We start from the raw sequence: 18,865 nt of genomic DNA on the forward strand, positions 1-18,865 counted from the left end.
TCCTGCGCGTGCAAGATCTTTTGCTACTTTAATGCCAGGAAAAAAGTTTCACCACGAATAGCGACCGCTCGCAAATGGCTCAAAACAGGGCATCCAGCGGCTGCGGCCGAGCCAGGATGAAGCCCTGGGCCTGATCGACGCCCAGGCCACGCAACAGAGCCAAAGTCTCCTCATTCTCCACCTGCTCGGCCACCGTAATGGCACCCAGGCGATGACCGACCGTATTGATCGATTCGACGATGGCGCGATCGACTTCGCTCTGTGTCATCTGCCGGATGAAATCGCCATCGATCTTCAGGCCGTCGACGGAGAATTGCCTGAGATAGGTGAAGGAGGACAGTCCCTTGCCGAAATCGTCGAGGATCACACCGCAGCCGGCAGCACGCGCCCTGGAAAGAAACTGCTGGGCGGCCGCCAGATTGTTGATCACGGCAGTCTCGGTAATCTCGAAATGGATCCGCCGGGGCGGCAGGCCCGAGTGCGCAAACTCCTCCTGCAGCAGCGGCCAGAGGAAGGGATCGTTCAAGGAGTTGGCCGAGAGATTGATGGCAAGGGTGATGTCGTCGGCGCCCAGCAGATGGGCACCATAGCGACGGAACGTGGTGTGGATGACCCAGCGGTCGATGCTGCCCATCAGGTCATAATGTTCGGAGGCCGGGATGAAGGCAGCCGGCGCGACGATGTTGCCGGCATCGTCGAGCATGCGGAGCAGGATCTCGAAATGCCGCTGTCCGCCGCCCTGTCCGGAAAGATCGAAGATCTCTTGGGCATAAAGGCGGAAGCGATTGGCTTCAATCGCATGGCGAATGCCCGCAGCCACCCGCATCTCGCTGTGATTGCGATGGGCCGCACTCTCACCGTCACCATAGACCGCAAACTGGTTTCGGCCGGAGGTCTTCGCCGTGTAGCAGGCGATGTCGGCCTGGCTCATCAACTCATCCTGCCGCGGTGACTGCACATCGATCTTGGTCAGCCCCATGCTGGCCCCGATCTGATAGGTCCGGCCATCCCAAGCGAAGCGCAATTCGGCCAGGCCACGCAGAAAGCGCTGCGCAACCGCCTCCCCGTCGCCGATCGAGCAATCGCGCAGCAGCAGTGCGAACTCGTCACCGCCCAGGCGCGCCGGCACGTCCTCCGGCCGGCAGATGCGGCGCATGAGATTGGCGACCTCGCGCAGCAGCGCATCGCCGGCAGCATGCCCGGCACTGTCGTTGACGATCTTGAAACGATCGAGGTCGATGAAGCACAGCACGTGCCAATGTTCGCCCTGGCGCGCTCGCTCCAGCGAAAGTCGGATCTCGCGCTCGAAGGCGGACCGGTTGGGAAGCCCGGTCAGACTGTCGTGATTGGCCGAATGTTCGAGTGCCTGCTGGAGGACGCGGGCCTTTGTCACGTCCTGGAACACCAGCACTGCACCGATGATCTCTCCCGTGGCCGTCCGCACGGGAGCGGCCGAGTCGCGCACGCTGCGTCGCTCACCATCACGCCGCAGCAGGACGGCTCCGTCGCTGAGATAATAGGGGCGCATCCGCGCCAGGCAGGTCTCCACCGGATCAGCAAGGATCTCGCCAGTGGTTTCATCGACGATGCGAAACACCTCGGCCAGGCGCTTGCCGACCGCATCCCGGCCCATCCATCCCGTCATTTCTTCCGCGACCGGGTTCATGAAGGTGACCCTTGCGTGAGCGTCGGTCGAGATCACGGCGTCCCCGATCGAATGCAGGGTGATCCGCAATCGCTCCTTTTCCTCGAACAGTGCCTCCACCAGTTCCTTGTGCTCGGTGACATCCCAATCCATCCCGACCGTGCGGACAGGCGCGCCGGCCTCGTCGCGGATCACCCGGGCGAGCGAATGGATGTGGCGGATCTTGCCGGAACGCTGGACCCGCAAGCGGAATTCCATGTCGAACAGCGAGTCTTCGCGCATCGCCCTGTCATATTCGCGCGTGATCGCGACGACGTCGTCCGGATGAATGCGATCGAGCCAGGCCTCCCGGCTGCCGTCATAACTGCCCGGCACCATTTCATAGAGCTGGTGGAGGCGATCGTCCCAGCTATAGCGCTGGGAGGCAAAATCATACTCGAAGACACCGACGCCAGCCGCCTCGATCGCCAGTTGCAGCCGCTGATTGAGGGCCAGGATAGCGCTCTCGGCCTCCTTGCGTGCGGTGATGTCGGTATGGGTTCCGATAATGCGCAAGGCACGCCCGTCCGCTGCCCGTTCGACCACCTTGCCCCGGTCATAGATCCAGCGCCAGTTGCCATCCTTGGCGAGCAGACGGTTCTCGAAAACGAAATCCGGCGTCTCGCCACGCAGATGCGCCTCGATAGTCGCCTGGCAATACGGCAGGTCTTCGGGATGAACGCGATCCGACCACTCGCTCGCGCTGGTGCCGATCTCGCCCTCCCCGTAGCCCAGCATTGCTTTCCACTGATGCGAATAGAACACCTCCCCGGTCTCGAGATTTTGGTCCCAGACCCCGTCGCCCGATCCATAGAGAGCAAACTGCCAGCGCATCTCACTTTGCCGCAAAGCCGCCTCGGCGACCTTGGCATCGGTGATGTCGCGGGAGATGCCGATCAGCCCGGTAATCTCGCCACGCTCGTTGCGCCGGGGCGCCTTGGTGGAGGAATAGGTGCGCCGCAAGCCCTCGAGCATCGCCGTTTCCTCCATGGTGGAGGGTTCCCCGCTCTCCATCACGTGGCGGTCGTTCTCGATCAGGGCGCCCGCCACCTCGGCCGAAAAAATCTCGGTGTCGGATCGACCCAGGATTTCATCGCTCGTCTTCCCCATCAGCCTCTCGACCGAGGGATTGACCAGCGCGTAACGACCGTCGCGATCCTTGGCGTAGATCAGGTCGGGCGTCCCGTTCATCACGGCCTGCAGCAGAACCAGCGTGTCGTGCAGCCTCTGATTGCGTTCCACATCGTCGGTGACGTCCCAGCAGACACCGATCCCATGCGTCAGGGCGCCGTCCTCTCCTCGGATCAGCCGAACCGTGGAGCGGATATGACGCCCCCTGCCCGTCTTCGGATGCCGGACGCGATAGTCGAGCTGATAGTGCGAGCCCGACCGCAGACCGCTCCGACGGATACGGTCGACCCGGGCAGCATCTTCGGGCGAAAGCAAGCTGCGGAACGCTTCCATCGTGTTGTCGAACGTCTCCGGCGTGACGCCGTGAAGCGCGTAGGTTCGCGCATCCCAATGCCGGAGCCCCGAGGGATAATCGACGTGGAAGATGCCAATACCACCGGCCTGCACGGCAACTTCCAATCGCTCCGAGACGGCGGAAAGGCGTGCCTCCATCTCCTTTTGCCGCGTGATGTCGGTGATGGTTCCGATCATGCGCCTGGCGGTGCCGTCGGGTGCATACTCGACCGTCCGGCCTCGGCTTATCACCCAGATCCAATGGCCGTCACTGTGCTTCAATCGGTAGGTGACGTCGAAATCACGATCGCCATTGAGCCGAACACGCTCCGCGGCCTCCTCCGTGCGGGCGAGATCGTCCGGGTGCATCCTGCTCTGCCAATTGCCGATCGAAAGCACGTACTCGTCGTCCGGAAGGTTGAGCATCGTGCACCAATGCGGCGACACCCACACCATCGCAGTGGGCACGTCGAAGTCCCACACGACCTGCCTAGACCCCTCCAGAGCCTGGCGCCAACGCCACTCCGCCTCGGCCAGGCTCGTCTCGTTCGGCATTTGGGCCGACACGGCCACGATTTGCGCAATGGCGGCATAGGGCGAGGCCTCGTCCGGCTTGGCCAGTTGGGAGAGGCTGGTCATGCCGGTGAAGACCGTGCCGTCATGGCGACGATAGCGGCGCTTGACACCGTCCTCGTCCCAACCATCCCAGGAAAGACCGGCCCGGTCCTCCGGATGAGCAAGGTCGACAAGAGTCATGCCGACATAGTCTGCCGCCTGGTAACCGGTGAGTCGACAAAAGGCCGGATTGGCATAGCAAAACCGGCCGTCATGCCCGATCAGTGCCATGGCGACACCGGCTTGCTCGATGACGCGGCGAAGCAGAGCCACATCGCCCGGAAGAACGACCGCATCGAAGCGATCGGAGCCCAGCCCGGCATCTATCTTCATCTGGCGGATCTCAACTGCGCGAGCGAAATCAACAGCATTGGAATTGCCATGATGGTACCGAGAAGCTACGTCATTGCCAAATGTCGTCGCAGGAATTTTTGCCTTTTTCAGCAGTGATTTGCGCCCGCACCGGAATAGGCGCCCGAGAACATTCGGTAAGCCGAGGAAACACTTCACAGACGCCGGCATCGGGCTACCTGTCGCTCTTCCTCCGGGCACCGGGCGGCCACGGCGAGCTATTTTTGAGAGATCCCATGCATTCGTCTCAATTCCGGCAACATGCCGTTTTCGCCGAGGCGCTTGCGCGCTGGCGGCTCACACCGGATGGCGAGGCGATCGTCACCCATGCCGCGCGCCTGCTGCCAGTGCGCTGGCAAGGACGTCCCGCCATGCTGAAAGTGGCCACGGCGGAAGAAGAGCGTCAGGGTGGTCTGTTGATGAGTTGGTGGCACGCTAAGGGCGCTGCCGAGATCTTTGCCGCCGAGGAAGACGCCATCGTGATGGAACGCGGCGGCGCTCCGCTCTCTGCCTTGGTCGCCGCCGGGCGGGACGACGAAGCCACGATCATTCTCTGCGAAGTCGCGGCAAAGCTGCATGCAGCCCGTTCCGATCCTCCTCCCTCCCTCGTTCCCTTGCAGGCCTGGTTTGCCGATCTGCAGCCAGCCGCGGCCCGGGAGGGTGGCCTGCTGGCGCGCAGCGCCGCCGAAGCACGTGCCCTCCTGGCCAATCCCTGTGAAGAGACCGTGCTGCATGGCGACATCCATCACGACAACGTCCTCGATTTCGGGACTCGCGGCTGGCTCGTCATCGATCCCAAGGGCCTGTTTGGCGAGCGTGGCTTCGACTATGCCAATCTCTTCTGCAACCCCGGCAAGGGCGACGGCAGCGCTTTCGCCTCCTCACCCGAGCGTTTTTCACACCGGCTGACCCTCGTGACCGAACATGCCCGTGTCGAACGCAGGCGGATGCTGCAGTGGATCATTGCTTGGACCGGCCTGTCCGCGACATGGCAGATCGAAATCGACGAGAGCCCCGCCATCGATTTTGCGATCATGAAGTTGGCCATCGGCGCAATCGATCAGGGCTGAGCCGCATCAGGGCAGGCGCTCTCCCCGCGAGGCCACCAGCACCGAATACCACTCCTCCCGGCTCCAGCGCGGCAGATAGGCTTGCGGGATCTCCCGGATGCGGTCGAGATTCTGCGTTCCCACGATCGGGATGGTCCGTGCCGGATGGACCATCAACCAGCTCAGGGCGACGGCGGTGCGGGAAATGCCGGCCTGCGCGGCCTTGGCATCGAACAGGGCCACCACCGCCCGTGCCCGCTCGTCCTGCGGCTGCGCCAGCCTGCCTCCTGCCAATGGCGACCAGGCGAGCACCGCCATGTCATTCATGACCGCCTGGTCCAGAATCCCGTCTGCGAGTGGATCGAGCTTGAGGGCCGAAAATTCCGGCTGATGGCTGACGATGGGCAGGCTGAGGCAAGCCGCCAGTCCCTGTGTCTGGGCAACCGTATAATTCGACACGCCAATGGCAGCGATCTTGCCGGCCCGATGCGCGTCTTCGAGGGCCCTGGCAATCTCGCTAGGGTGGGTGAGGATATCGGGCCGGTGGATCTGCCACAGATCGATGCGGTCGACCTGCATCCGCTTCAGTGACGCATCGATGGCCGAGGAAAGATAGGCGGCGGAGGAGTTGTAGGGGGTGCCGAAGACGATGCCGCCCTTGGTTGCCAGTACCATGCGGTGGCGCAAGCCGGGGCTGGCTTCAAGCACCCGGCCGAGCTGGCTCTCAGCAATCCCGAAGCCGCCGAGGTCCGACGGGCCATAGATGTCGGCGGTGTCGAACAAGGTGACCCCGGCCTCGAGCGCAGTCTCGATCAGTCGTTGAGCCGAAGCGAGGTCCTCGCCCCCGAAGCGCCACATGCCCCAGGCCACAGAGCTTACCGACATGCCGCTGCAGCCGAGGGGGCGTATCTTCTCTGGTGCCGGCAAATCGCTCATCTCAGGACCTCACAGTGACCACGCGTCACTTCTAGAGCAAAGCGTGTTCAAGTGTGAACGGTTTTTGCTCTAACTCTTTGGTTCGACGCGTCTTTGCGATTTGAAATGATTCAATCAAATCACAAGACGCTCGTGCAAGCGGAAGCGGCCATGGACATCCCCTCCTCCCAATAAGGCGGGTCGCCGAATCTGCGTTTCAGATGCTCGGCCAGTGCCCGCAGCTTGGCTGAAGGCCGGCGCCCTTCCGGATGAGCGAGGAAGATGAATTCCGGCTCCGGCCGCACGCCGATATCGACGACCTTCAACTTCCCGGCGCGGATCTCGGGGCCCGCGATGAAAGTCGGCAGCAAGCCGATGCCGAGGCCGGCAAGCGCAGCGTCACGGATCATGTCACCATTGTTGACCCGCAAGGCGACCTTCGCCCGCACGATTTCGACACCGTCAGGCCCGAGGAACCGCCAATCGGCAGCCCCCCGGTTCGAATAGAACAGCCCCTTATGATGATCGAGTTCGCCGATGGAACGCGGCGTGCCCTCGCGGTCCAGATAATCCGCGGATGCCACCAGAATGCGCCGGCTTGGAGCCAGGCGCCAGACCATCAGCCGTGAATCCGCAATGGCACCGTGGCGGATCACGCCGTCATAGGCAGCGGAGGCGACGTCGACCCGGCGATCGTCGAGGTCCAGGATGAGTTCGACCTGCGGATGATCAGCCAGGAACGGAAACAGGGCCGGGCCGAGATGCATGTGCCCAAAGGTAATCGGCGCGGCAATCCGCATCGGACCGGCCAGGGTGCCGCGCCGCTCCGCCAGATCCGCAGCCGCCTCTTCCACCTCGCGCACGATCCGCCTGGCGCGCTCGAGAAAAGCAGCTCCGTCCTCGGTCACCGACAGGCGCCGGGTGGTACGATGCAGCAGGCGCGTACCGACGGTCCGCTCCAGTTCACCCAGGCGTTCGCTGACCACCGACTTGGACAGGCGCAGGCTGCGTGCCGCCTCGCTGATCGAACCTGCTTCTGCCACCGCTACGAAACTCGCGATCCCGTCCAGCTTCATTGTTCGGAAATCCCGGAAGATAGATCCAATATAAGCAGGATACCCCGAACATGATGACTGCGCCATATTCGCTTCATTCAAAGCGTCTCCCATGAACAAGGAACTGCAATCATGAACAGGCTCTCGGGCAAGCGCGCTCTCATTACCGGCGGTACCACCGGCATAGGCCTGGAAACCGCCCGCCAATTCCTGGCGGAAGGCGCGCGCATCGCGGTGACGGGCACCAATCCCCAAACGCTGGAGGCCGCGCGCAAGGAACTGGGCGAAGGTGCCCTCGTCATTCAGTCGGATGCCGCCGACATCGCCAAGCAAAAACAGCTCGCCGAGACCATCGCGCAAGCCTTCGGCGGGCTCGACATCCTCTTCGTCAATGCCGGCATTGCCCAGCTCAAGCCGCTAGCGGACTGGAGCGAGGCCGATTTCGACAAGGTCTTCGACATCAATCTGAAGGGGCCTTACTTCCTGATCCAGGCACTGCTGCCGATCCTGGCCAATCCGGCGTCGATCGTGCTGAACACCTCGGTCAACGCCCATATCGGCATGCCGAACTCCAGCGTCTACGCCGCGTCGAAGGCCGCGTTGCAATCGCTGATCCGCACCTTGTCGGGCGAATTGATCGGGCGGGGCATCCGCCTGAATGCCGTCAGCCCCGGCCCGATCGCCACGCCGCTCTATGGCAAGCTCGGCTTCTCGGAGCAGGACCTGAAGAACGTCGCCGATAGCATCAAGGGTCTAGTGCCCGCCGGCCGCTTCGGCGAAGCCAGCGAAATCGCCAAGGCCGTGGTGTTCCTGGCTTCCGACGAAGCGACCTATACCGTCGGCAGCGAGCTCATGATCGACGGTGGCATGGGCACGCTCTAGGGCTTCCCGAACACCTGCTCCTATCCGGTGCTGCCGAGGCTCGCCGCCTCGTCTTCCGACAGGGCCGAGGGCTGTACGTCCCGAGGCTCGATCGACACCGTCCGCCCCAGGCGCGCGGCTTCCAGGATGCCTTCCATGATCTCGAGCACATGCAGCGCGAGTTCGCCGGAAGCCCGCGACCGTCGCCCCTCCTCGAGGCTGCGGGCCAGGTCGGCCACTCCGAGCATCCGATAGTTGGCGCGATCGGGCGCGGCATAGGGCCAGTTCAGGCCGCCATAGGTCATGGCCGCCGTATCGATGTCCTGCCAGGGCTCGCCCTTGCGGCTGAGGGCGAGGGTGCCGCCGAAGGTGTCCGGATCGGGCAGGCTGAGCGAGCCTTGGCTGCCATGCAGTTCGATGGGCTGGTTGGAATGGCGGAACACGTCCCAGCTCATGCCGACATTGACGATGGCCCCCCCGGCGAACTCGACCAGCGCCATCAAGGTCGTGGGGGTGCCGACGGCAAAGCTCGTGCCCTGGTTCGGCCCGGGCGCAGTGATCAGCCGTTCCGCCTGCCCGGTCGTCGCCATCGCCGCAACCTGGCGCGCCGGCCCCAGCAAATTGACCAGCATGGTCAGGTAATAGGGGCCCATGTCGAGAACCGGCCCACCGCCGGGCTGATAATAGAATTGGGGATTGGGATGCCAATGCTCCATGCCGCGGGTCATCATGAAGGCGGTGCCGGTGGTCGGACGGCCGATCGCTCCCTCTTCCATCAGGCGGCGGGCTGTCCGCCCCGCCGCACCGAGAAAAGTATCGGGGGCGGAGCCGATCGCCAGCTTATGCCGACGCGCCTCCTCGACCAGCCTCCGGCCCTCCGCCGCCGTAACGGCGAGAGGCTTTTCGGTGAAGACGTGCTTGCCGGCGGCAAGAGCCGCCATCGATACCTCGAAATGGACGGCTGGAATGGTCAGGTTGAGAACGAGGTCGATTTCGTCATCGCCCAGCAGTTCTTCCACGCCAAGTGCCCGAATGCCGTATTCCCGGGCTCTGACCTTGGCGACTTCCGCCGAGATATCGGCACAGGCTTTCAATTCCACGCCGGGGAAAAGCGCAGCATTGCGCAGATAGGTCATCGAGATATTGCCGCATCCGATCACGCCGATGCCGAGTTTACCCATGCGCGTCCTCCGCCATCCCAGTCAGCTGGGTTGCTCATTTTTGCATTAATTTAGAAAGTAAACACGAGAAGCGTTGTGTTTGAATGAAATTTTTTGAACGAAAATGACAATTTATCCTTGACAGCACGCGGCCTCAGGCCAAGCATGACCCGAAAATCAAGGTGAGCATTCACCATAAAGGGAGGACTTGTGATGTCGGACGTTCAGTCACGCTCGACCCCGGTTGCCGGGGCTTCGCAATCCGGGTCGGCAGCGGTGCCGAGCCGGCGCACCTTCCTGCAGGGCGCCGGCCTTGCCGCAGGTGCTCTGGCGCTCGGCCTGCCCCGGCGCGCCCATGCCGCGGACCGCACCGAGATCACCTTCGCCAGCGCCAAATTCTTCGGCAAGCAGACCATGGCGCAGGTGGTGGACGCCTATAACCAATCGCAGGGCAAGATCCACGTCACTTATGTCGAGCTGCCGCCGCCCAGTTCCTCCACCGAAGTGCACACGGCCCTGGTGCAGCAGCTCGCCCGTCGCACGGGCACGCCCGACGTCTTCACCCAAGACGTGGTCTGGATCGCCGAATTCGCGGGTGCCGGCTGGGCCTTGCCGCTGGACGAATATTTCAATGCCTCGGTGCAGAGCCAATTCTTCCCCGGTCTGGTGGCGGCCTGCACGTACAACAACAAGCTCACCGCCCTGCCCTGGTATGTCGATTCAGGCATGCTGTTTTATCGCAAGGACCTGCTCGAAGGCATTGGTGCCAAGCCGCCGCAGACCTGGGACGAACTGGCCGCCGCCGCCCAGGAGATCCAGAAATCCGGCAAGGCCGATTTCGGCTATCTCTGGCAAGGCAAGCAGGCTGAAGTGCTGGTCTGCGATCTCGTGGAGGCGATTGCCTCCAATGGCGGCTCGATCCTCGCCCCCGACGGCAAATCCTCGACGCTCAGCCACGACAAGGCGGTGGCGGCCGTCCAATTCCTCTATGACACCATCAACAAGACGAAGATCAGCCCTTCCGATGTCCTGAGCTGGGACGAAGAACCCTCGCGCCAGCCCTTCACGGCGGGCCGCGCCCCCTTCCTGCGCAACTGGTCCTATGTCTATGCCATCGCGCAGGACAAGGCGGCATCTTCGGTGGTCGACAAGGTTGGCGTGGTGCCACTGCCCCATTTCGCCGGTGGCAAGAGCGCGGCCTGCCTCGGCGGCTATCAATATGGCGTCAACGCCAACACCAAGAACCGGGAGGCGGCCATCGAATTCCTGACCTGGATGTCCTCGCCATCAACCCAGCTCCAGTTCGCCCTGCAGCTCGGGATCGCCCCTACACGCCCCGAAGTGTTCGAAGATGCCCAACTCGGCAAGGAGCAGCCTTTCATGAAGCAGCTCAAATCGGTGTTCACCGGCGCGACGCCGCGCCCCGTAACCCCGAAATATGCCCAGGTCACCCTCGCCATCCAGTCGGGCGTCTCCAAGGCGCTGGTCAGCGGCAACATCAAGGCAGAGTTGGAGGCCGCCAGCACCAAGATCAATTCGATCGTCGCAGGATGACGCGATGAGCGTGCAAGCCTCCGCGGCCAGCCCTCCCCTCGGGGCTGGCCTGCGGTCCCTGGACCTGGCGCCCTGGCTGCTGATCCTGCCGCTGCTGATCTCGCTCGGCTCGGTCTCGGTCTATCCCATCGTCAACGGGGTCTGGCTGTCGCTGACCAATACCTCCCTGGTCACCCAGGAAGACGCCTTCGTCGGCCTTGCCAATTATCGCACGCTGCTCGGTGACGACGGCTTCTGGAACGCCTGGGGGCATACGGTGCTGTTCACGGCGGTGTCGACGGCGCTTGAGACCGTGCTCGGCCTCGCCATGGCCCTGCTGCTGTACGAGCCCTTCATTGGCCGCTCCCTGGTGCGCGCCGCCATGCTGGTGCCCTGGGCAATGCCCACCGTGGTCACCTCGAAAATGTTCGGCTGGCTGTTCGACGGACAGCACGGGCTGATCAACTACCTCCTGAAGTCCGTCGGGCTGATCGACGGCAACATCAACTGGTACGGCTCTGTCGACCACGCCCTCGACACCATCATCATCGCCGACGTCTGGAAGACCACGCCCTTCATGGCCCTGCTGCTGCTGGCGGGCTTGCAGACTGTGCCTCGGTCTCTCACCGAGGCCGCCAAGATGGACGGTGCCTCGGCCTGGCGCATCTTCTGGCATGTACGCCTGCCCCTGTTGCTGCCGACCTTGCTGATCGCCGGCATGTTCCGGGCCCTCGATGCCTTCCGCATCTTCGACCTCGTCTATGTCCTCACCGGCGGCGGCCCGGCCGACTCCACCGAGACCTTGTCCACCCTGAGCTACAAGGTGCTCTTCTCCACCCTGCAGTTCGGCTATGGCTCTGCGCTCTCCACCGCGATGTTCATCACCGAAACCCTGATCGCCATCGGCTTCGGCATCTTCATCGTGGCGCGGCTGAGGAGGCAGGGATGAACTGCCTTCTGCAACCGAAACAGGCGACGATATCCTTCCCCCGTTGTGGCTATCACATTCACGCCTCTCGACCAGAACCGGTGTGGCGCACGAATCCCTCCCCGACTTCGGGGAGGGTGGCCGAGCAAAGCGAGGTCGGGTGGGGGAGAGTGGCACGAAGCCACCCATATTTGATGGTCTCGTGCCACTCTCCCCCTTCCGTCGCTGCTACGCAGCGCCACCTTCCCCGAAACCGGGGAAGGATTGAGTCGCGCCTACTTCTGATCAGTCATCAACCTATGCCGATTTCGTGGCTGAGGAGGCAGGGATGAACGCCCGCGAGATCCTGCGCCTCATCGTCGTCTATACCGGCGCGGCCCTGCTGCTCGTGTGGTCGGCCGGCCCGTTCCTGTGGCAGTTCTCCACCTCGTTGCAGCTCGACAAGGCGCTGACCGATCCGGTACCGAGCTTCTGGCCTTCGCCGGTCACCTTCGAACACTATGCCAATGTCTTCTTCGTCAAGAAGTTCCAGCTCTATGTGCTGAACTCGGTGATCGTGGCGGGGCTCACCACCCTGTTCTGCCTGGCCATCGGGGCGCTGGCCGCCTTCTCGCTGTCGCGGCTGGAGGTCAAGGGGCGCTTCGGCATCCTCGGGGTCGTGCTCTCGGTCTCGATGTTCCCGCAGATCGCCATCGTCGGCCCGCTCTACCTGACCGCTTCCAATTACGGCTTCCTCGACACCTATACCGGCCTCGTCATCGTCTATCTGGCGCTCGGCCTGCCGCTGGTGACCTGGGTGCTGTTCGGCTATTTCGACACGCTGCCGCGCGAGATCGACGAGGCCGCGCGCATGGACGGAGTCGGGGTTACAGGCCTGTTCGTCCGCATCATCCTGCCGATGTCGCTGCCCGGCCTCGTCACCACCGGCCTGCTCGCCTTCATCGCTGCCTGGAACGAATTCATGTTCGCCCTGGCCTTCACCTCGACCATCGAGCACCAGACGATCCCGGTCGGCATCGCCAATTTCACCAACCTCTATTACGTGCCCTGGGGCGACGTGGCGGCCGCCTCCGTGGTGGTGACCGTGCCGCTGATCGCGCTGGTACTGTTCTTCCAGCGCCACATCATCGAGGGCCTGACTCAAGGCGCGGTCAAGGAATGACCGTCGCCAAGGAATGACATCATGAACGAGACTGCAAAACTGAAGGCCGGCTGCCAGACCTTCACCTGGGAAATGCTGGGCAAGGGCTGGAGCGGCAATGCCGACGACCTGCTCGCGGCCATCGCGGCGGCAGGTTATGCCGGCATCGAGATCACCGACACCATGATCCCGCCCTATGCCGACCGCCCGCAGGACTTTGCGAAAGCATTGGCAGACCATGGCCTGACGCTGGTGGCCTTTGCCTGCGGCAGCAGTTCCGGTTTCACCGAAGCCGACGCCGTCGAGGCCGACCTCGCCATGGTCGACCGCGCCCTGCGCTTCACCGCGCATTTCCCCGGTGCCATCCTGTCGCTGGGCAGCGCCACGATCATGAGTCCCGGCCCTCTCGACGACAAGTTCGCCATTGCCGGCCGCTTCTACAATGGCGCCGGCGAACTCGGCCGTATCGTCGGCGTCGATGTCGCCGTGCATCCAAGCTCGCATCACGACACGCTGCTGAGCTCGCGAGCCGACTATGACCGCATCATGGCCCTTCTGGACCCGGTCCTGGTCGGCTGGGTACCCGACACCGGCCACATCCTGCGCGGCGGCCAGGACATCCTCGATACGTTGCGCACCTACCAGGATCGCATCCGCTATCTGCATCTGAAGGATGTCGATGCCGAGGGCCAGTGGCGCATGCTGGGACAGGGCGTCTGCGATCTCAGAGCCGTGGTCGACATCGTTGCCGCAGGGCCGAACTTCAATGGCTGGCTGGTGCTGGAGGAAGAATCCGACACCGCCGCCGCCGACCCCGCAGCTGCCGTCAGGGTCAATCGCGAAACGCTGCGCCGCGCCGGCATCTGACCCATGAGCGCTCACTTTGCGAACAGTAGCGCGGAATAATGGAGGGTCGATCTCCCAGCTCCATCGAACGATGGAGCGAGATCGACCGTCTTTGTTCTCTATTTCGCTCGACGTTTCCAAGATGGTCGATCTGGAGATCGACCCTCCATCCCTGCATCATCTCGCAAAGGAGAACGCCACGATGGCCACCGTCAATCTCAAGGGATTGCGCAAATCCTATGGCGCCGTCGAGGTCATCAAGGGCGTCGACCTGGAGGTTGAGGATCGCGAGTTCGTGGTCTTCGTCGGCCCCTCCGGCTGCGGCAAATCGACTCTGCTACGCATGATCGCGGGGCTAGAGAAGATCACCGGCGGCGACCTCCTCATCGACGGGCGTCTTTCCAACGACATCGCGCCGGCCAAGCGCGGCCTCGCCATGGTGTTCCAGAGCTATGCGCTCTATCCTCACATGACCATCGCGGACAATATGGGCTTCGCCCTGCGCATCGAAGGTGTGCCCCGGGCCGAACGCGCCGCCAAGGTGCAGGCTGCTGCCGAAACCCTCCAGCTCGGCCCGCTGCTGCATCGCCGGCCCAAGGAGCTTTCCGGTGGTCAGCGCCAGCGCGTCGCCATCGGCCGCGCCATTGTGCGCAATCCCAAGGTTTTCCTGTTCGACGAGCCGCTATCCAATCTCGACGCTGCCCTGCGCGTGCAGATGCGCATCGAGCTGATGCGCCTGCACGAGCAGCTTCAGGCCACCATGATCTATGTCACCCACGACCAGGTCGAGGCCATGACCATGGCCGACAAGATCGTGGTGCTGAATGGCGGGCGGATCGAGCAGATCGGCGCGCCGCTCGAGCTCTATAATCACCCTCGCAACCTGTTCGTGGCAGGCTTCATCGGCTCACCGCGCATGAACACGCTGCCGGCCCGGATCGTCGAAGCCGACGCGACAGGCTTGGGCCTTTCCCTGCCGGGGAACAAGCGCATCCGTCTGCCCTTTGCGGCCAGTGGCCTGAAAGTCGGTTCCGAGGTCACCTTCGGCATCCGCCCCGAGCACATCACGCTGGTGAACGGAGCGGATGACACAGGCGAAGCCATCGCCGGGACGACGAGCATCGTCGAACATCTGGGCGGGCTGACCGTGTTTCATACAGCTATCGCGGACGGACAGACACTGGTGGTGCAAACCGACGGCAAAAACCCCGTGCGTGCCCACACTGAGGTCCGCCTGCGGATCGATCGCGATTCAGCCCATGTTTTCGGGCCTGATGGCACTGCCCTGCCACGCCTGGCCGCAAATATCGCGTAGACCGCACAGGTCTCGCGAGGCGCCAAGACAAGTATGAATAATGCTGTGTTTTGCAATCCGGCGGTATGGCCGGCAATTGCAAATACACGCTGAAATCCGGGGAGCCGGGACGACGACCGGCTCGATCCAAATGCATCGTCCTTCGATCAACCGTGAAGGCTATGGCTACCGCGCACTTCCGTAAGCGGCGTCGCCGTCATGGTCGGGCGCGGATGCTGCACCATATGGTAGGCGATGCGTCCCGCCCCGATCAGCTCATAATAACGCAACACCGAATCGGCCGCGCGAGGAGCATGTCCTTCGAGATTGGCATGGTGCTGCCCATCCCTGGGTACCACCTTGAAATCACCATTGGCCGCCATCAACCGACGGGCACACAAGGCCTCAATCATCGGACGGGTCTGTTCCGTCCATATGTACCAACCGTAGTCGTCAGCCTGAGTACACAGGAATTCGAGCTCCTCGACCGAGAAGACAGCGGCATGGCTTTCTTTCATGGCTCCACCCTATCGTTTTGACCCCGCTCGATTGAACGCGGCAGGGTGCATATGGTTCCGTGAAGGCAGTGCGAAAACTATAGCGCGCATCGTCGTCGTAACCTAGGTATAGAAATCGATTTATCTTTTAAATTTTATTCATTTACCTGTATTTCGTCGCGTAAAAATTGAGCAAATAAGTCATAATCTGGGCAGAGTTGCATAAATCCGTCATATGAGCATCTTCCCGACCAACAAGCTGGTGTGAATTCCGCCGTCTCGAGTCGCCGCCTTCCACCGGACAAATCCGCACATTACAGTCGAGCCCGCCCGCAAAAAGGCCAACAATGACCGGACCTTGCCGTTCCCGGACGCAAGCCTCGGCCGGCATGATGCCGTCAGTGTCATCACAACCGGAAAAGCCTCCATGCGCCGCCTTTCAATCGCCTTGGTCATGACCACCTTGCTCGCCGGCTCGGCCTTAGCCGAGACCTTCAAGGACTGGCAGGTGAACTGCGATACGAGCCACCAATGCCAGGCCGTCGGCCTGGCCGCAGGCGACCCGGATGCGAAGGGCTATCTTAGCATCCAACGCCGCATCGAGGCCTCGGCACCGGTGGAGGTCCGTTTCTCGGTGGTCGATCCGACCGGTGTCCTTGCCGGCCACCCTTACGTCCTTCTGGCGGACGGCAAGCCCATCGGCGACGTTGCCGGCCGAGTGACGTTCTCCGATCCCGAGGAAGAAGGTGGGCTGGCAGAGGCCCTCCTCCCCGCCGACGCAACGTTATATTTGACCCAGGCCCTGCGGCGGCACCACTCCCTGCAATTGCAGGCAGCAGACGGCAGCCTGGCGGTCAATGTCTCGCTGGCGGGCGCTGCCGCCGCCTGGCTCTATATGGACGACCACCTGGCCAAGAACACCCCTCCAGCCGAGCACGCGACATGAACGGTGGATCGCGGGAGAGAGAAACTTGCGCCCGCCTCTACGCACGTATACTCCTGCGGCCCCGAAATCATTGCAGGCGTGGGCATGGCCAGGAAGAAAACACCCCCTCCCTCCCAATCGACCCCCGCCCCCCAAGCCAAGCGCCCGCGCAATGCCGCGGCGACGCGGCAAGCTATTCTGCAATCGGCGCTGATCGCCTTCTCGCGCGCAGGCTATGACGGTGTCGGCCTGCGAGAAATCGCGGGAGAAGCCGGTGTCACCGCCATATTGGTCAACCGCTATTTCGGTTCGAAGGAAGAGATGTTCACTGAGGCGGCCAAGATCGCCTGCGCCGATGCCAGCCTGTTCGAAGGCGATGCCACCTCCCTCGCCGACCGCGTGGCGCAGGCGATGGTGGCCAACCCTGCCGGCGAGAGCGCCGGTGTCGATCCGTTCCGGCTGATGCTGCATTCGGCCTCCAATCCCAGGGCTGCCGAAATCCTGCGTGAGGTCGTCACTGAACAATTCGAACGCCCGCTTGCCGCCAGCCTACCCGGCAAGGACCGGCCGGAACGCGCCACCCTGTTCCTTGCCTTGATCGCCGGCGTCGCGCTGATGCGCGACGTGATCGCCAGTTCCTCCCTCGCCCAGGCCGACCCGTCGGCGCTGGCCAAGCGGCTGGCTCAGATGCTCAAGCCCCTGATCGACGACAAGCCGGCCAAGAAGACGGACAAACCCCAGCAGCTCAGCCTGGGATTTTGAGACAGGCTCTAAGCCGTCGAGGCGCTGGCCGGGAGCACGACCACGGTTGTCCCGACGGGCACGCGCCGGTGGAGGTCGATGATATCCTGATTAAGCAGGCGCACGCAGCCTGACGACACCATGGTGCCGATCGTCCAGGGCTCGATGGTGCCGTGCAGCCGGTACAGCGTGTCGCGCCCGTCCTTGTACAGATAAAGCGCGCGTGGGCCGAGAGGATTGCCGGTTCCGCCCGGCAATCCGGCGGCGTATCTCGCATAGCGTTCGGGCTGGCGCCGGATCATGTTGGCCGTCGGCGTCCAACGCGGCCACTCGGCCTTGCGGGCGATGGTTGCACGGCCTTGGAAATTGAAAGCCTCTTCCTTGCCCACACCCACGCCGTAACGCAGGGCTCTGCCATGCTCCAGCACGAGATAGGCATGACGCTCGGCCGGATCGACCACGATCGTGCCGGGTTGCTCCTGCGTCTCGTAGGCGACCTCCCGGCGCAGATATTGCGGCTTCACCCGTCGCAGGTCGACAGCAGGCACGGCAAAGGGCTCGGACTCGACGGCTCCATAGAGCAAGGCCTGATCCGGGTCGACAGGCACTTCCCGCATGCTCAGATCCGGTGTGCGGTCCTGCGCGCATCCGGCCACCAAAAAAGGCAATCCAACCATAAAACTACGCCTGCTTATCATCATCACGCCTTCCGCAACGCCACCGACACGGCACGGAGGCGATTGAGCCCGATGACACCGCTGACGTCCATATGTTATGATGCTATGATAGCCATAACCATGAGGCATGAATGGACATCGCGGTCGCCTTGCGCGCTTTCGTCCGCACCGTCGAGCGCGCTTCGGTAACGGCCGCGGCGCGTGACCTTGCCGTCTCCCAGCCCGCCGTCACCAAACATCTGCGCAATCTCGAACGGCATGTCGGCGCCAGGCTGCTGGAACGATCCTCGCGCATCGTACGCCCGACACCACAGGGACAGGCCCTGTACGAAGCCAGCCGAGGCGCGCTCGCCACCATTGACGCGGCCCTGGAAGGAGTCCGGCGTGACATGGGGGCCATCGAAGGCCCGCTCCGGCTGCATGCACCCTCCTGCATCGGCGTCAGGCACCTGCATCCAATCGTCATGGCATTCCAGAAACGCCATCCCGCCGTTACGGTCGATCTCATCCTGGAGAACCGTGATATCGACCTTGTCTATGAAAACTTCGATCTGGCGGTGAGGTATGGACGTCCTGCCGGCCAGGAACTGATCATCCGCCGTCTCGGCCTGATCCGGCGTATCCTGGTCGCGGCACCGAGCTTCCTCGCCCGGTCCGGGCCGATCGACACGCCGGAACGGCTGTCGGACATCGGCATCGTGAGCAGTGCCAGACTGCTTTCGCCGCGCGACATCCTGACATTGCAACATCGCAACGGCGAAACGCTCGACCTGCCTGTTCAGCCCATCCTGCGCACCAATGATGCCGAGGTCATCACCGCCACGCTGCTACAAGGGCACGCGGCCGGGCCGGTGCAGCAATTGCTGGTGAATTGCGAGCTTGCCGAGGGGCGTCTGGTCCGTATCCTGCCCGACTACGTCGTCCGGCCTACGGAAGCTTTCCTGGCCTTCCCCTCGGTGCGTTATATGCGACCGGTGGTGCGCGCCTTCACCGACTTCACCATTGCGGCGCTACGCAAGATCGATGGCATCGATTCGACAGAAAACGACGCGTTCCAGCTCTCTCTCGGTCCCGACGACACGGCCCTGGCTTCCTGCGGCAGCGAGGCTGCGATCTGAGCTTGCGCCTC

General features: G+C 63.1%; 16 protein-coding genes. 10 read left to right on the plus strand and 6 right to left on the minus strand.

Annotated elements, in window-relative coordinates:
• Window positions 1–79 precede the first annotated feature (79 nt).
• Entirely contained in the window at window positions 80–4,096 is a 4,017-nt protein-coding gene (locus ACZYTC_RS13180) for a PAS domain-containing protein (protein ID WP_488989767.1), read from the minus strand.
• Between the two features lie 254 nt (window positions 4,097–4,350).
• On the opposite strand from ACZYTC_RS13180, the gene ACZYTC_RS13185 reads away from it, so the two are divergent.
• Window positions 4,351–5,184: an aminoglycoside phosphotransferase family protein gene (locus ACZYTC_RS13185; RefSeq protein ID WP_488989768.1), complete on the plus strand. Its 834-nt coding sequence runs from the start codon at window positions 4,351–4,353 to the stop codon at window positions 5,182–5,184.
• Window positions 5,185–5,190: 6 nt separating this feature from the next.
• Here the strand turns inward: ACZYTC_RS13185 and ACZYTC_RS13190 are convergent, their stop codons facing one another.
• Entirely contained in the window at window positions 5,191–6,048 is an 858-nt protein-coding gene (locus ACZYTC_RS13190; RefSeq protein ID WP_488989769.1) for an aldo/keto reductase, read from the minus strand.
• Window positions 6,049–6,218: 170 nt separating this feature from the next.
• Window positions 6,219–7,154 carry a LysR family transcriptional regulator gene (locus tag ACZYTC_RS13195; protein WP_488989770.1) on the minus strand — a complete coding sequence of 312 codons (936 nt, stop codon included), beginning with the start codon at window positions 7,152–7,154 and terminating at the stop codon, window positions 6,219–6,221.
• Window positions 7,155–7,265: 111 nt separating this feature from the next.
• Between ACZYTC_RS13195 and ACZYTC_RS13200 the strand changes: the two genes are divergently transcribed.
• A complete protein-coding gene (locus ACZYTC_RS13200) occupies window positions 7,266–8,015 on the plus strand; it encodes an SDR family oxidoreductase (protein ID WP_488989771.1) in 750 nt (249 codons plus the stop codon).
• A gap of 20 nt (window positions 8,016–8,035) precedes the next feature.
• Here the strand turns inward: ACZYTC_RS13200 and ACZYTC_RS13205 are convergent, their stop codons facing one another.
• Window positions 8,036–9,175: a Gfo/Idh/MocA family protein gene (locus ACZYTC_RS13205; RefSeq protein ID WP_488989772.1), complete on the minus strand. Its 1,140-nt coding sequence runs from the start codon at window positions 9,173–9,175 to the stop codon at window positions 8,036–8,038.
• A gap of 192 nt (window positions 9,176–9,367) precedes the next feature.
• Here ACZYTC_RS13205 and ACZYTC_RS13210 point away from each other — a divergent pair, with 192 nt between their 5' ends.
• From ACZYTC_RS13210 to ACZYTC_RS13230, 5 genes are all read left to right on the plus strand, one after another.
• On the plus strand, window positions 9,368–10,708 hold the full coding sequence (locus ACZYTC_RS13210) for an ABC transporter substrate-binding protein (RefSeq protein ID WP_488989773.1): 1,341 nt from the start codon (window positions 9,368–9,370) through the stop codon (window positions 10,706–10,708).
• Between the two features lie 4 nt (window positions 10,709–10,712).
• Complete coding sequence (locus ACZYTC_RS13215; RefSeq protein ID WP_434955632.1) at window positions 10,713–11,636, plus strand: carbohydrate ABC transporter permease; 924 nt, start codon at window positions 10,713–10,715, stop codon at window positions 11,634–11,636.
• A 307-nt stretch (window positions 11,637–11,943) separates the two neighbouring features.
• The gene (locus ACZYTC_RS13220; RefSeq protein ID WP_488989774.1) at window positions 11,944–12,777 is read left to right on the plus strand and encodes a carbohydrate ABC transporter permease; all 834 of its coding nucleotides are present in this window, start codon (window positions 11,944–11,946) and stop codon (window positions 12,775–12,777) included.
• Window positions 12,778–12,798: 21 nt separating this feature from the next.
• Window positions 12,799–13,623, plus strand: a complete 825-nt coding sequence (locus ACZYTC_RS13225; protein WP_488989775.1) for a sugar phosphate isomerase/epimerase family protein — start codon at window positions 12,799–12,801, stop codon at window positions 13,621–13,623.
• Window positions 13,624–13,804: 181 nt separating this feature from the next.
• The gene (locus ACZYTC_RS13230; protein WP_434959609.1) at window positions 13,805–14,917 is read left to right on the plus strand and encodes an ABC transporter ATP-binding protein; all 1,113 of its coding nucleotides are present in this window, start codon (window positions 13,805–13,807) and stop codon (window positions 14,915–14,917) included.
• 146 nt (window positions 14,918–15,063) lie between these two features.
• Here ACZYTC_RS13230 and ACZYTC_RS13235 read toward each other — a convergent pair whose 3' ends face one another.
• On the minus strand, window positions 15,064–15,414 hold the full coding sequence (locus ACZYTC_RS13235) for a hypothetical protein (protein ID WP_434955629.1): 351 nt from the start codon (window positions 15,412–15,414) through the stop codon (window positions 15,064–15,066).
• A 406-nt stretch (window positions 15,415–15,820) separates the two neighbouring features.
• On the opposite strand from ACZYTC_RS13235, the gene ACZYTC_RS13240 reads away from it, so the two are divergent.
• Both ACZYTC_RS13240 and ACZYTC_RS13245 read left to right on the plus strand, forming a co-directional pair.
• Window positions 15,821–16,339 carry a DUF1176 domain-containing protein gene (locus tag ACZYTC_RS13240; protein WP_488989776.1) on the plus strand — a complete coding sequence of 173 codons (519 nt, stop codon included), beginning with the start codon at window positions 15,821–15,823 and terminating at the stop codon, window positions 16,337–16,339.
• Between the two features lie 84 nt (window positions 16,340–16,423).
• Window positions 16,424–17,080, plus strand: a complete 657-nt coding sequence (locus ACZYTC_RS13245) for a TetR/AcrR family transcriptional regulator (protein WP_488989777.1) — start codon at window positions 16,424–16,426, stop codon at window positions 17,078–17,080.
• Between the two features lie 8 nt (window positions 17,081–17,088).
• Here ACZYTC_RS13245 and ACZYTC_RS13250 read toward each other — a convergent pair whose 3' ends face one another.
• Complete coding sequence (locus ACZYTC_RS13250) at window positions 17,089–17,676, minus strand: L,D-transpeptidase (protein WP_488989778.1); 588 nt, start codon at window positions 17,674–17,676, stop codon at window positions 17,089–17,091.
• Between the two features lie 191 nt (window positions 17,677–17,867).
• Here ACZYTC_RS13250 and ACZYTC_RS13255 point away from each other — a divergent pair, with 191 nt between their 5' ends.
• Entirely contained in the window at window positions 17,868–18,854 is a 987-nt protein-coding gene (locus ACZYTC_RS13255; protein WP_434955625.1) for a LysR family transcriptional regulator, read from the plus strand.
• The last annotated feature ends 11 nt before the right edge of the window (window positions 18,855–18,865 follow it).

The organism is Labrys sp. F242 (assembly GCF_057813875.1).

Bases quoted from the DNA above. Each gene is read 5' to 3' on its own strand.
- ACZYTC_RS13205 (WP_488989772.1), bottom strand. From the start codon at position 9,175: ATGGGTAAACTCGGCATCGGCGTGATCGGATGCGGCAATATCTCGATG.
- ACZYTC_RS13235 (WP_434955629.1), bottom strand. From the start codon at position 15,414: ATGAAAGAAAGCCATGCCGCTGTCTTCTCGGTCGAGGAGCTCGAATTC.
- ACZYTC_RS13250 (WP_488989778.1), bottom strand. From the start codon at position 17,676: ATGCGGGAAGTGCCTGTCGACCCGGATCAGGCCTTGCTCTATGGAGCC.
- ACZYTC_RS13180 (WP_488989767.1), bottom strand. From the start codon at position 4,096: ATGAAGATAGATGCCGGGCTGGGCTCCGATCGCTTCGATGCGGTCGTT.
- ACZYTC_RS13225 (WP_488989775.1), top strand. From the start codon at position 12,799: ATGAACGAGACTGCAAAACTGAAGGCCGGCTGCCAGACCTTCACCTGG.
- ACZYTC_RS13200 (WP_488989771.1), top strand. From the start codon at position 7,266: ATGAACAGGCTCTCGGGCAAGCGCGCTCTCATTACCGGCGGTACCACC.
- ACZYTC_RS13230 (WP_434959609.1), top strand. From the start codon at position 13,805: ATGGCCACCGTCAATCTCAAGGGATTGCGCAAATCCTATGGCGCCGTC.
- ACZYTC_RS13190 (WP_488989769.1), bottom strand. From the start codon at position 6,048: ATGTCGGTAAGCTCTGTGGCCTGGGGCATGTGGCGCTTCGGGGGCGAG.
- ACZYTC_RS13195 (WP_488989770.1), bottom strand. From the start codon at position 7,154: ATGAAGCTGGACGGGATCGCGAGTTTCGTAGCGGTGGCAGAAGCAGGT.
- ACZYTC_RS13255 (WP_434955625.1), top strand. From the start codon at position 17,868: ATGGACATCGCGGTCGCCTTGCGCGCTTTCGTCCGCACCGTCGAGCGC.
- ACZYTC_RS13215 (WP_434955632.1), top strand. From the start codon at position 10,713: ATGAGCGTGCAAGCCTCCGCGGCCAGCCCTCCCCTCGGGGCTGGCCTG.
- ACZYTC_RS13245 (WP_488989777.1), top strand. From the start codon at position 16,424: ATGGCCAGGAAGAAAACACCCCCTCCCTCCCAATCGACCCCCGCCCCC.
- ACZYTC_RS13185 (WP_488989768.1), top strand. From the start codon at position 4,351: ATGCATTCGTCTCAATTCCGGCAACATGCCGTTTTCGCCGAGGCGCTT.
- ACZYTC_RS13240 (WP_488989776.1), top strand. From the start codon at position 15,821: ATGCGCCGCCTTTCAATCGCCTTGGTCATGACCACCTTGCTCGCCGGC.
- ACZYTC_RS13210 (WP_488989773.1), top strand. From the start codon at position 9,368: ATGTCGGACGTTCAGTCACGCTCGACCCCGGTTGCCGGGGCTTCGCAA.
- ACZYTC_RS13220 (WP_488989774.1), top strand. From the start codon at position 11,944: ATGAACGCCCGCGAGATCCTGCGCCTCATCGTCGTCTATACCGGCGCG.